Raw genomic sequence first — 12,109 nt, 5'->3', positions numbered from 1 at the left:
GCTGGTGCGCTGTTCGGATCACGAGAGGATGTCACGATAGGCCGCGGCCAGTCGCAGTGCGTCGTGCTCGCCCGCGCGGTCCAGCCGCGCGAGCGGCGCCACCGCGAGCTCGGCGCCCAGTCTGCCGCACGCCCTCTCGAGCCGCTCGCGGTCCTCGATCGTCGACGGGTCGGCCAGGACGAAGTCGAAGCGCAGGTCGGGCGCCAGCGCGTGCAGCGTCTCGATGTGACGGGCCGCGGAGAACCCACGCGTCTCGGCGGTGTGCATCTCGAGGTTGAGGGTGAGCACCTTGCGCGCGGTCGCGCGGGTGAGCGCGTCGCGCAGCTCCGGGACCAGCAGGTGGGTGAGCACGGAGGTGTACCAGGACCCGGGGCCGAGGACGATGTGGTCGGCCGCCTCGACGGCAGCGATCGACTCGGGCCGGGCGGGCGGGTTGTCCGGCACGAGCGAGATCGACTCGACGAGCCCCTGGGTGCGGGCGACCGCGACCTGCCCGCGCACGAGCGACGTGGCGGTGGGGTCCTGCGAGTCCAGGCCGCTCACCTCGGCGACGAGGTCGAGCGGGACGGCCGCCATGGGCAGCACCCGACCGCGGGCGCTCAGCAGGCTCCCCACGAGGTCGAGCCCGGTCACCGGGTCCTCGTGCAGCTGCCACAGGGCGACGATGAGCAGGTTGCCCAGGGCGTGGCCGGACAGGTCGCCGTCGCCGGTGAACCGGTGCTGCAGGACGTCGCTCCACGTCTGCCCCCACTCGCTGTCGTCGCACAGCGCCGTGAGGGCCATCCGCAGGTCGCCGGGTGGCAGGACGTCGTAGTCACCGCGCAGGCGCCCGGACGAGCCGCCGTTGTCCGCGACCGTGACGATGGCGGTCACCTGGTCGCACACGAGACGAAGGGCGGACAGGCTCGCCGCGAGTCCGTGGCCGCCACCCAGGGCCACGACCCGGGCCGACCGGAGATGGTCGAGCACGCCTACTCCTGCCCGAGGTCGCGGTGGACGACGAAGGTCGCGACCTCATCGCTGGCCAGACGAGAGGCCAACGCCTCGGCGATGGCGACCGAGCGGTGCTTACCGCCGGTGCAGCCCACCGCGAGGGTGACGTAGCTGCGGTGCTCGCGCAGGTAGCCGGCGATCACCGGGTCGAGCAGGGAGTCGACGCCGTCGATGAACTCGAGCGCACCCGGTTGCGAGAGGACGTACTCGGCCACCTGCGTCTCCCGGCCGGTGTACGGACGCAGCTCCGGCACCCAGTACGGATTGGGCAGGAAGCGCATGTCGAAGACGAAGTCAGCGTCGAGCGGCACGCCGTACTTGAAGCCGAAGGACAGGACGGCCAGCCGCAGTCGCTCGGAGGCCTCACCTCGGAAGAGGGGGCTGACCTTGCGGCTGAGCTGGTGGACGTTGAGGCCTGAGGTGTCGACGATGCTCTCCGCCGTCGCGCGCACCTCGGCCAGGGCCTCCCGCTCGCGGACGATGGCGTCGAGGAGTCGGCCGTCCCCCTGCAGCGGGTGGGGCCGACGCACGCTCTCGAAGCGACGCACGAGCGACTCGTTGGTGGCGTCGAGGAAGACCAGATGGGTGCGCCACCCCTGGTCCTTGAGCAGCCGGATCGACTCGGTGAGCGTGTCGAAGCCCTGCGCGCGCACGTTGAGGACCAGGCCGATCCGCTCGCCCGCTGTGTCGCCCACGAGACGGCCCTCGCGCTCGGCGGAGATCTGCAGCAGGTCGGGCAGCAGGCTGACCGGGAGGTTGTCGATGACGTACCAGCCCTGGTCCTCCATGACCTTGCCGACCGTCGAACGCCCGGCGCCACTCATGCCGGTCACGACGACGATCTCGGGCGCGGCATCGCCGTCCGGTGCTCGGACGGGGTCGACTTCACTCACGTCGGGTCTCCTTCGTCGAGGACCTCACCGGTGGTGAGGTTCACGGCCGGCACGGTGGTCTCTGCGGCCAACTCTGCCGCAATCCGCTCCGCGAGGGCAGGTCCGATGCCCGTCGTCGTCGCCAGCTCCTCTGCGGAGGCGGCCCGGATGCGTTTGACCGAGCCGAAGCGGGCGAGCAGGGCGGACCTGCGCGCCTCCCCCAGCCCCGGGATCCCGTCGAGGGCGCTGCGGGTCATCGACCGACTGCGCCGCTCGCGGTGGAAGGTGTTGGCGAACCGGTGCGCCTCGTCGCGCAGGCGCTGCAGGAGGTAGAGCGCCTCACTCGTGCGGGGCAGGATCACCGGGTGGTCGTCGCCGGGGACCCAGACCTCCTCGAGACGCTTGGCGAGACCGACGACGGCCACGTCGTCGACCCCGAGCTCGTCGAGCACCTGCTGCGCGGCGGCGACCTGCGGGGCTCCCCCGTCGACGACGACGAGGTTGGGCGGATAGGCGAACCGGCGCGCCTCGCCCGTCTCCGGGTCGGTGGCCTCGCGGTCGCGGTCCTTGAGGTGCCGCTGGAAGCGCCGGGTGAGCACCTCGTGCATCGCGGCCGTGTCGTCGGTCCGCCCGTCGACGTCGCCGCGCACGATGAAGCGGCGGTACTCCGACTTGCGCACGAGCCCGTCCTCGAGGACGACCATGGACCCGACGACGTCGCTGCCCTGCACGTGGCTGATGTCGTAGCCCTCGATGCGCAGGGGCGCATCGTCGAGGGCGAGCGCCTCCTGCAGTTCCTGCAGGGCCTGGCTGCGGGCGGTGAGGTCACCGGCCCGCGCCACCTTGTGACGCGCCAGGGACTGCTCGGCATTGCGGGCGACGGTCTCCATCAGGGCGCGCTTGTCTCCCCGCTGCGGGACACGAAGGGAGACACCACTCCCCCTTCGCTCGGTGAGCCAGGCGGCCACCCCGGTCGGGTCCGGGGGCAGGACCGGCACGAGGACCTCCCGGGGGACGGCCTCGCCCCCTTCGCCGCCGTAGACCTGCTGGAGCAGGTGCTGGACGAGCTCGGGCAGGTCCTCCGCGTCCTTTTCCGCGACCCAGCCCCGCTGGCCGCGGATGCGACCGCCACGGACGTGGAAGACCTGGATCGCGACCTCGAGCTCGTCGTCGGCCAGGGCGAAGACGTCGGCGTCGGTCCCGTCCGGCAGGACGACGGCGGACTTCTCGAGGGCCTTGGTCAGGGCGGCGACGTCGTCGCGCAAACGCGCCGCCTGCTCGAAGTCGAGGTCGGCGGCCGCCTCCTTCATCCGTCGCTCGAGCCGCCGCACGAAGCGCGCCGTGTCGCCGGCGAGGAAGTCGCACAGCTCCTGGGCGATCGCCCGGTGTTCCTGCGGGCTGACCCGGCCGACGCATGGGGCGGAGCACTTGTCGATGTAGCCGAGGAGACAGGGCCGGCCGGACTGCTCGGCGCGGCGGTAGACGCCCTTGCTGCAGGTGCGCACGGGGAAGACGCGCAGGAGGAGGTCGAGCGTCTCGCGGATGGCCCACGCGTGCGTGTAGGGACCGAAGTAGCGGGTGCCCTTGCGCTTGGCGCCCCGCAGCACCTGGGCCCGGGGGATCTCCTCGCCCATCGTCACCGCGAGATAGGGGTAGGACTTGTCATCGCGGTACTTGACGTTGAAGCGCGGGTCGAACTCCTTGATCCACGCGTACTCGAGCTGCAGCGCCTCGACCTCGGTGGCGACGACGGTCCACTCGACGCTCGCGCCGGTGCGCACCATCCGGGCCGTGCGCGGGTGCAACGCCGCGATGTCCTGGAAGTACGAGGACAGGCGCGAGCGCAGCGACTTGGCCTTGCCGACGTAGATGACCCGCCCGTGCTCGTCCCGGAACCGGTAGACCCCCGGGTCGGTCGGGATCGACCCCGGGGCGGGTCGGTAGGTCGCCGGGTCTGCCACCCCTCGAGCCTACGAGACGACCACGTCAGCCCCGTCGACGGTCGCGGTGCGAGCGGTCAGCCCGGTGGTCGCCGGCCCCTGCACGACCGAGCCGTCACCGGGAGCGAACCGGCTGCCGTGGCACGGGCAGCTGATCGCCTCGGCCGTCACCTCGTCCACGGTGCACCCCTGGTGGGGGCAGCGCGCGTCGAAGGCGTGGAAGTCCCCCTTCGTCGGCTGGGTGATGACGACGCCGTCCCGGACGAGTCCGCCGCCCTCGGGCACCTCGCTCGTGGGGATCCGGAACTCCGCGGCCGGCTCCTCCTCGGACGAGCACCCGGCGATCGTGGCCGCTCCGCCCGCGCAGGCCACCAGGCAGATCGCGTTCCGTCGTGTCGTCGTCATGTGAGCCTCCGCCGTCGGTGGTTGAGCCGTCGAGGACATCGTCCCACTCGGCGAGACTCTGCCGTTTCTCTCCAATTGGTAACGAGGCGGTCTCAGTCTCGGCATGTGAGAGCGCATTCCGGCTCCACCGATCTAGATTCCTCCCAGTCAGCGACACCGACGTCGCGGCCGCGGCCCCACGGCCACTTCCCCACACAGGAGGACACGTGAACAGGCGTTCCGTCATCTCGACCGGTGCGACGCTCCTCGTCGCATCGATGGCCCTGACCGCATGCGGAACCCGCGGCGGCGACGACGGAGGCTCCGGTGGCGGGGGCGACGGCGACAAGAAGGTCGTGAAGATCGGCGTCATCTCGCCGCTCTCCGGTGACCTGTCGGCGCTCGGCCTCGGCATCCAGCACTCCGTCGAGCTCGCGGCGAAGCAGGCCAACGAGTCCGGTGACCTCGGTGACTGGACCATCGAGGTCGTCCCCGAGGACGACGAGGGCAAGCCCGAGGTCGGCAAGAACGCCGCCTCGAAGCTGGCCTCCGACAAGGACGTCATCGGCGTCGTCGGCACCCTCAACAGCTCCGTCGCGGGACCGGTGCAGCCGATCCTCGACAAGGCGAAGATCACCATGGTCTCGCCCGCCAACACCAACCCCACGCTGACGCGTGGTGCCAAGCCCGAGGAGGCCCCGGAGCGTACCTACGCCAGCTACTTCCGGGTCTGCACCACGGACAGCATCCAGGGCCCCTTCGCCGCGCGCTACCTCTACGAGAAGGCCGGCATCAAGGAGCTCGCCACGGTCCACGACAAGAAGACCTACGGGCAGGGCCTCGTCGATGCCTTCTCCAAGGAGTACAAGAAGCTCGGCGGCAAGATCGTCGCCGCCGAGACCATCAACCCGGACGAGGACAAGTTCTCCGCGGTCGTCTCCTCGCTCAAGGCCAAGAGCCCCGAGGCGGTCTACTACGGCGGCGAGTACCCGCAGGCTGCTCCGCTCAGCCAGCAGATGAAGGCCGGTGGGCTGGATGTCCCCCTCATGGGTGGCGACGGCATCTTCTCCCCCGAGTTCATCAAGCTCGCCGGCAAGGGCTCCGCGGGTGACCTGGCCACCTCCGTCGGCGCGCCGACGGAGAGCCTGGACGCCGGCAAGACGTTCCTCGAGGAGTACGAGGCCGCCGGCTACAGCGACCCGGCCGAGGCCTACGGTGCGTACGCCTACGACGCCGGCCAGGCCCTCATCGAGGCGATGAAGGTCTCGCTCAAGGACGCCGACACCGTCGAGGACGCCCGCCAGGCGACGATCGACGCCATGAAGGACGTCTCCTTCGACGGCGTCACCGGCAAGGTCTCCTTCGACGAGTACGGCGACAACACCACGCGCGTCCTCACCGTCTACGAGGTCAAGGGTGACGAGTGGGCGGACGTCAACACCGAGGAGTTCAAGTGACCGGTCGGGACCACAGCTGGTAGGTCCCGACCGTGAACGGTCAGGTGGGGCGGGGTGCCACGGCGCCTCGCCCCACCCGTGAGCGGCGCGCCCGCCCGCTCTCTCCCCCTTCGACTCCTCGAACGCACGTGGTGTCCGCACGATCTGCGGACACACCCAGGAGGACACGTGGAACTCTTTCTCCAACAGATCGTGAACGGCGTGACCATCGGGTCGCTGTACGCCCTCATCGCCGTGGGCTACACCGTCGTCTACGGCATCATCCAACTCATCAACTTCGCGCACGGCGAGATCTACATGATCGGCGCCTTCGGTGCGCTCTCCACGTCGCTGATCCTCTTCCCCGGTCAGACGGCCCTGTGGACGCTGCCGATCATCCTCATCGGCGCCATCGCCGCGGCGGTCGTCGTCGCGGTGGTCATGGAGCGCGTCGCGTACCGCCCGCTGCGCACCGCACCCCGACTGGCCCCGCTCATCACCGCCATCGGCATCTCGGTCTTCCTCCAGGAGCTCGTCCGGGTCGGCTACAACGACCCGACACTCGGGCTCTCCGACGTCAACCCCTTCGGCTTCCCGTCGGCGAAGCAGAAGGTCGTCTTCCCGCGGGTCGACGGCATCTCCGGTGAGTCCTTCGACCTCGGCGGCGTGATCCTCCAGCGCCCCGCGATCTTCACGATCGTCTGCCTGGTCATCAGCGCTGTCGGACTCTGGTACTACATCAACCGCACCCGCAGCGGTCGGGCGATGCAGGCCGTCTCGCAGGACCCCGACACCGCACGCCTCATGGGCATCAACGTCGACCGGATCATCGTCACGGCCTTCGTGATCGGCGCCGCGCTCGCCGCCGTCGCCGGCGTCGCGTACGGCCTGCAGACGACGAACATCAACTTCAAGATGGGCTTCATCTACGGCCTCAAGGCCTTCACGGCCGCAGTCCTCGGAGGCATCGGCAACATCCAGGGCGCCGTCGTCGGCGGCGTCGTGCTCGGCATCCTCGAAGCGATCGCCATCCAGTACTTCCCCGGCGGTTCACCGTGGAAGGACATCTGGGCCTTCTCGATCCTCATCCTGGTGCTCGTCTTCCGACCCCAGGGCATCCTCGGCGCAAAGGTGGTGGACCGCGCGTGAACAAGCTGTCCCAGAACCCCCGTCTCGCAGGGCCGCTGGCGGCCGCCGGCTCCGTCCTGCTCATCGTCTCCGGCCTGCTGTCCTGGTGCTTCGAGCCGATCTTCGGTGACATCTCGATCCGCTTCTGGCCGGTCACGCTGCAGGTCTACGCCATGGTCATGGGCGTGCTCGCACTCGTGCTCGCGCTCATCCTCGTCGGCCCGCTGCGCCGGTGGGAGGAGTACATCGACGCCGCCCGCGGACTGCGGACGATCGGCATCACCGCCGTCGTCTTCTGCATCGCCTCGCTCATCGCGATCGCGACCCAGACCGGTGGCCTGATCAATGCCAACGAAGGGGTCTGGATCGCCCTCGTCGGGTCCGTCCTGGTCACCGTCGCCGGCTACATGCGCCCCGAGACCAAGGTCCTCGACCCGGTCACCGTGGTCCTGCCCGCGTGGCTGGAGATCATCATCATCGCGTTGGTGCTCGGCGTGGGCCTCTACGTCGCGCAGTACGCGCTCAAGCGGCCCGAGCCGTGGGTGCTCGTCCTGCTCGTCGGCACGCTCGTCGGCATCACCCTGACGCTGACGCGCTCCAACATGGCCGCCTGGCTCGGTGGGGTGACGATGCGCCACCGACGGGTCTTCACCCTGGCGACCTTCGTCGTGGTGCTGGCCTTCCCCTTCACCCAGGGTGGCTCCGAGGCCAACCTGACGATCGCGGGCAACGTGCTGATCTTCGCGGCCACCGCCCTCGGCCTGAACATCGTCGTCGGCCTCGCCGGCCTGCTCGACCTCGGCTACATCGCCTTCCTCGGCGCGGGAGCCTACGTCGGCGCCTCGATGTCCTACTCGGCCTTCGCGACGATCGGGTGGAAGCCCCCCTTCCTCGTCGTCATGCTCATCGGTGGACTCGTCTCGAGCATCCTCGGCCTGATCATCGGCTCCCCCACGCTGCGGGTCTCCGGTGACTACCTGGCCATCGTGACGCTCGCCTTCGGCGAGATCTTCCGACTGGCGATGTTCAACCTCGACGGCGAGTCGGGGCCGATGATCACGCGCGGGTCCAACGGCATCAATGCCATCCCGGACCTGAACTTCTTCGGGTTCGACTTCGGGCAGACGCACACGATCCTCGGCGTCGAGATCCCGCGCGCGGGCAACTACTACTTCGTCCTCATCGCGCTCATCGTCTTCGTCATCGTCGTCTTCACCCACCTGAACAACTCGCGCATCGGTCGCGGCTGGGTGGCCATCCGCGAGGACGAGCGGGCCGCCGAGGCCATGGGCGTCAACGTCTTCGGCCTCAAGCTGCTGGCCTTCGCCGGCGGCGCCTCGCTGGCCGGTATGGCCGGCACGGTCAAGGCCCACATGGACCAGGCGGTCTCGCCGGACAGCTACATCTTCCTCGAGTCGGCCTTCCTGCTCGCGGCCGTCGTCCTCGGCGGCATGGGTACGGTCGGTGGTGTCCTGGTAGGCGCCGCGATCCTGAAGTTCCTCCCGGAGAAGCTGCGCTTCCTCGATGACTACCGCCTGCTGATGTTCGGCCTCGTCCTGGTCATCATGATGCGGTTCCGTCCTGAGGGACTCATCGCCAGCAAGCGACGCCAGCTGGAGTTCCACGACGACGACGAGGACCTGGCCGAGACAGTGGTCATCGACGAGCTGGAGGCAGCCAAGTGAGCACCGCAACCGTCACGCCGTCCGATGCCGAGGCGAAGGGGGGATCCGGAGTCATCCTCGACGCCCGCAACGTCACCATGCGCTTCGGTGGTCTCGTCGCCGTGAACGACGTGTCCATGGAGGTCCGTGAAGGCGAGATCGTCGGACTCATCGGCCCCAACGGTGCCGGCAAGACGACCTTCTTCAACTGCCTGACCGGCATGTACAAGCCGACGGAAGGCGAGGTGTCGCTCTTCGGGACCCAGATCCCCCCGAAGCCGCGCGCCGTCGTCAAGGCGGGCATGGCACGCACCTTCCAGAACATCCGTCTGTTCGGCAACATGACGGCGCTGGAGAACGTCATGGTGGGCCGCTTCTGCCGCACCTCCTCCGGTGCCTTCACCTCGATCATCCGGGGCCCGAAGTTCCGCCGGGAGGAGCGGGAGACCACCGAACGGGCGCAGGAGCTGCTCAAGTACGTCGGTCTGGGCGCCAGCGCCCACCTGCTCGCGCGCAACATGCCCTACGGCGACCAGCGCCGTCTGGAGGTCGCCCGGGCGCTCGCGACCGACCCCAAGGTGCTCCTGCTCGACGAGCCAACGGCAGGCATGAACCCGAAGGAGACCGAGCAGGCCATGGAGCTGATCTTCAAGATCCGCGACTCCGGCCTCGCTGTCGTCGTCATCGAGCACGACATGCGGTTCATCTTCAACCTGTGTGACCGCGTCCTGTGCCTCGTGCGGGGTGAGGTGCTCGTCCAGGGCACCCCGGGCGAGGTCCAGTCCGACCCGCGGGTCATCGAGGCCTACATCGGCGGCGCGGACGACGAGGACGAAGAGGTGGCGCCGCTCGAGGTCGACACGGCCTTCAGCGCTGTAGAGGACGGGGAGGACAACCGATGAGCGCGATGCTCGAGGTCAAGGACCTGGAGGTCTCGTACGGCAAGATCGTCGCGGTCAAGGGCATCTCCTTCACGGTCGACGAAGGGGAGGTCGTCACCCTCATCGGCACCAACGGTGCGGGCAAGACGACGACCCTGCGCACGATCTCCGGACTGCTGCGACCCAGCGGTGGCGAGATCCTCTTCCAAAGCAAGCGGATCGACAGCACGGCCGCGCACGAGATCGTCGGTCTGGGGTTGGCCCACTCCCCCGAGGGTCGCCGGATCTTCCCGCAGATGACCGTGGAGGAGAACCTGCGTCTGGGCGCCTTCGGCCGCCGGGACAAGGAGATCTCCAAGGACATCCAGGCCGCCTACGAGCTCTTCCCGATCCTCGGGGAGCGCAGCAACCAACCGGCCGGCACCTTTTCCGGTGGCGAGCAGCAGATGCTCGCCATGGGCAGGGCGATGCTCTCCCGGCCCAGGCTGCTCATGCTCGACGAGCCCTCGATGGGACTGTCGCCGATCATGATGAAGCGGATCATGGCCACGGTGAAGACCCTGCAGTCCCAGGGCACGACGATCCTGCTCGTCGAGCAGAACGCGCGCGCCGCCCTTCGTCTGGCGACCAAGGGCTACGTGCTCGAGGTCGGCAAGATCGTCACCGAGGGCACCGGGCACGAGCTCCTGCACAGCGACGAGGTCCGCAAGGCGTACCTGGGCGAGGACTGAGCTCTCGAGGTCGAGGACCGCGCATTTCCCCGGGGAGATGCGCGGTCCTCGGCGTCAGCCGGCCTTCTTCGCGCGGCGTGCGGCGGCGGTGGCGCGGCTGGAGACGGCCTTCTTCGCCGGCGCCTTCCGGGCGGCCGTCTTCTTGGCCGCAGACTTCTTCGCCGCGGTCTTCTTGGCCGCAGGTTGCTTCGGCTGGGCCGGCGCGTCCAGGGTGGCTCGGGCTCCGATGGTCGGGCGGACGCCCGAGGCCTGCAGGACCGGCGCGAGGAACTGGCCGGTGAACGAGCGCGGCACGGCAGCGACCTGCTCGGGGGTGCCGCTGGCCACGACCTGGCCGCCGCCGGCCCCCCCTTCGGGCCCCATGTCGACGATCCAGTCGGCGCACTTGATGACGTCGAGGTTGTGCTCGATGACGAGCACGGTGTTGCCCTTGTCGACCAGGCCCTGCAGCACGAGGAGGAGCTTGCGGATGTCCTCGAAGTGCAGACCGGTCGTCGGCTCGTCGAGGACGTAGATCGTGCGGCCGTTGGAGCGCTTCTGCAGCTCGGCCGCGAGCTTGACCCGCTGCGCCTCTCCGCCGGAGAGCGTCGTCGCCGGCTGGCCCAGACGGACGTAGCCCAGACCCACGGCGTTGAGGGTCTTCATGTGGCGCGCGATGGCCGGCACCGCGGCGAAGAAGTCCTCCGCCTCCTCGATCGGCATGTCGAGGACCTCGGCGATGTTCTTGCCCTTGAAGTGGACCTCGAGCGTCTCGCGGTTGTACCGGGCTCCGTGGCAGACCTCGCACGGGACGTAGACGTCCGGCAGGAAGTTCATCTCGATCTTCAGCGTGCCGTCACCCGAGCAGGCATCGCACCGCCCGCCCTTGACGTTGAAGGAGAACCGGCCCGGCTGGTAGCCGCGCACCTTGGCCTCGCTCGTCTGGGCGAAGAGCTTGCGCACGTGGTCGAAGACACCGGTGTACGTCGCGGGGTTGGACCGTGGCGTGCGCCCGATCGGGCTCTGGTCGACGTGCACGACCTTGTCGAGGTGCTCGAGGCCGGTGACCGTCTTGTGCCGACCGGGGACCCGCCGGGCGCCGTTGAGCTTGTTGGCGAGGACGTTGTAGAGGATGTCGTTGACGAGCGTGGACTTGCCCGAACCCGACACCCCGGTCACCGCGACGAAGTTGCCCAACGGGAAGGTGACATCGACACCGGAGAGGTTGTGCTCGCGAGCCCCCTTGACGGTCAGCTCGCGCCCCGGCTCCTGCGGGCGGCGCACCTGCGGCACCGGGATCTCCAGCTCCCCGGACAGGTAGCGCCCGGTGACCGACCGCTCGCTCTCGAGCAGTTCGGCGAGCGGACCGGAGTGCACGACGTGGCCGCCGTGCTCCCCCGCCCCGGGACCGATGTCGACGACCCAGTCGGAGGCCGCGATCGTGTCCTCGTCGTGCTCGACGACGATGAGGGTGTTGCCCAGGTCGCGCAGCCGGGTCAGGGTCTCGATCAGCCGGTGGTTGTCACGCTGGTGCAGGCCGATGCTCGGCTCGTCGAGGACGTAGAGCACGCCCACCAGACCGGAGCCGATCTGCGTCGCGAGCCGGATGCGCTGCGCCTCACCACCGGAGAGCGTCCCCGCCGCCCGGGAGAGGGACAGATACTCCAGACCGACGTCGAGCAGGAAGCCCAGCCGCGCGTTGATCTCCTTGATGACCTGCTCGGCGATCTGCCGCTCCCGCTCGCTGAAGTCGACCGTGTCGAGGAACCCGGCCGCCTCCCTGATGGAGAGCGCGGAGACGTCGGCGATGCTGTGGCCCCCGACGAGCACCGCGAGGGACTCGGGCTTCAGTCGCGTCCCCGCGCACGTCGGGCACGGGATCTCCCGCATGTACCCCTCGTACTTCTCGCGGCTCCAGTCCGACTCGGTCTCGGTGTGGCGACGCTTGATGAAGGGGATGACCCCCTCGAAGCCCGTGCTGTACGAGCGCTCGCGGCCGAAACGGTTGCGGTACTTGACGTGGACCTTGTGGTTGCGGCCCTCGAGGAGTGCCTGCCGGGCACGGCTCGGCAGCGCCCGCCACGGCGTGTCCATGTTGAAG

General features: G+C 69.2%; 10 protein-coding genes. 5 read left to right on the top strand and 5 right to left on the bottom strand.

The window, feature by feature from the left end; all coding sequences use genetic code 11:
• Positions 1–18 precede the first annotated feature (18 nt).
• The 4 genes from JAN01S_RS07855 to JAN01S_RS07840 all read right to left on the bottom strand — a co-directional run bounded on the left by JAN01S_RS07855 (position 19) and on the right by JAN01S_RS07840 (position 4,210).
• Entirely contained in the window at positions 19–969 is a 951-nt protein-coding gene (locus JAN01S_RS07855; RefSeq protein WP_068316246.1) for a gluconeogenesis factor YvcK family protein, read from the bottom strand.
• A gap of 2 nt (positions 970–971) precedes the next feature.
• Positions 972–1,817 (bottom strand): RNase adapter RapZ, encoded by an 846-nt coding sequence (gene rapZ, locus JAN01S_RS07850; RefSeq protein ID WP_114201919.1) that lies wholly within the window; start codon positions 1,815–1,817, stop codon positions 972–974.
• 65 nt (positions 1,818–1,882) lie between these two features.
• Positions 1,883–3,826, bottom strand: coding sequence for an excinuclease ABC subunit UvrC (gene uvrC, locus JAN01S_RS07845; protein WP_068316239.1), 1,944 nt, complete (start codon positions 3,824–3,826; stop codon positions 1,883–1,885).
• Positions 3,827–3,835: 9 nt separating this feature from the next.
• Positions 3,836–4,210, bottom strand: coding sequence for a Rieske (2Fe-2S) protein (locus tag JAN01S_RS07840; RefSeq protein WP_068316234.1), 375 nt, complete (start codon positions 4,208–4,210; stop codon positions 3,836–3,838).
• 206 nt (positions 4,211–4,416) lie between these two features.
• Here JAN01S_RS07840 and JAN01S_RS07835 point away from each other — a divergent pair, with 206 nt between their 5' ends.
• From JAN01S_RS07835 to JAN01S_RS07815, 5 genes are all read left to right on the top strand, one after another.
• On the top strand, positions 4,417–5,646 hold the full coding sequence (locus JAN01S_RS07835; RefSeq protein ID WP_068316231.1) for a branched-chain amino acid ABC transporter substrate-binding protein: 1,230 nt from the start codon (positions 4,417–4,419) through the stop codon (positions 5,644–5,646).
• Between the two features lie 168 nt (positions 5,647–5,814).
• On the top strand, positions 5,815–6,774 hold the full coding sequence (locus JAN01S_RS07830) for a branched-chain amino acid ABC transporter permease (protein ID WP_068316228.1): 960 nt from the start codon (positions 5,815–5,817) through the stop codon (positions 6,772–6,774).
• Positions 6,771–8,438: a branched-chain amino acid ABC transporter permease gene (locus JAN01S_RS07825; RefSeq protein WP_068316225.1), complete on the top strand. Its 1,668-nt coding sequence runs from the start codon at positions 6,771–6,773 to the stop codon at positions 8,436–8,438. The genes JAN01S_RS07830 and JAN01S_RS07825 overlap by 4 nt, the downstream gene beginning before the upstream one ends.
• Entirely contained in the window at positions 8,435–9,319 is an 885-nt protein-coding gene (locus JAN01S_RS07820; RefSeq protein WP_068316223.1) for an ABC transporter ATP-binding protein, read from the top strand. The genes JAN01S_RS07825 and JAN01S_RS07820 overlap by 4 nt, the downstream gene beginning before the upstream one ends.
• Before the next feature lie 5 nt (positions 9,320–9,324).
• Positions 9,325–10,029: an ABC transporter ATP-binding protein gene (locus JAN01S_RS07815; RefSeq protein WP_244884786.1), complete on the top strand. Its 705-nt coding sequence runs from the start codon at positions 9,325–9,327 to the stop codon at positions 10,027–10,029.
• A gap of 54 nt (positions 10,030–10,083) precedes the next feature.
• On the opposite strand, the gene uvrA is transcribed toward JAN01S_RS07815, so the two are convergent.
• A partial coding sequence (uvrA, locus tag JAN01S_RS07810) for an excinuclease ABC subunit UvrA (protein WP_068316210.1) occupies positions 10,084–12,109 on the bottom strand: 2,026 nt, incomplete at its 5' end.

It is taken from the genome of Janibacter anophelis NBRC 107843 (genome assembly GCF_001570945.1).
Taxonomy (GTDB): Bacteria; Actinomycetota; Actinomycetes; order Actinomycetales; family Dermatophilaceae; genus Janibacter; species Janibacter anophelis.
The sequence above is the reverse complement of the archived record's forward strand: the minus strand, read 5'-3'. Positions and strand labels throughout refer to the sequence as shown.

Excerpts from the sequence above, each read along its gene's own strand:
- rapZ (WP_114201919.1), bottom strand. The coding sequence starts at position 1,817 with ATGAGTGGCGCCGGGCGTTCGACGGTCGGCAAGGTCATGGAGGACCAG.
- JAN01S_RS07840 (WP_068316234.1), bottom strand. The coding sequence starts at position 4,210 with ATGACGACGACACGACGGAACGCGATCTGCCTGGTGGCCTGCGCGGGC.
- JAN01S_RS07815 (WP_244884786.1), top strand. The coding sequence starts at position 9,325 with ATGCTCGAGGTCAAGGACCTGGAGGTCTCGTACGGCAAGATCGTCGCG.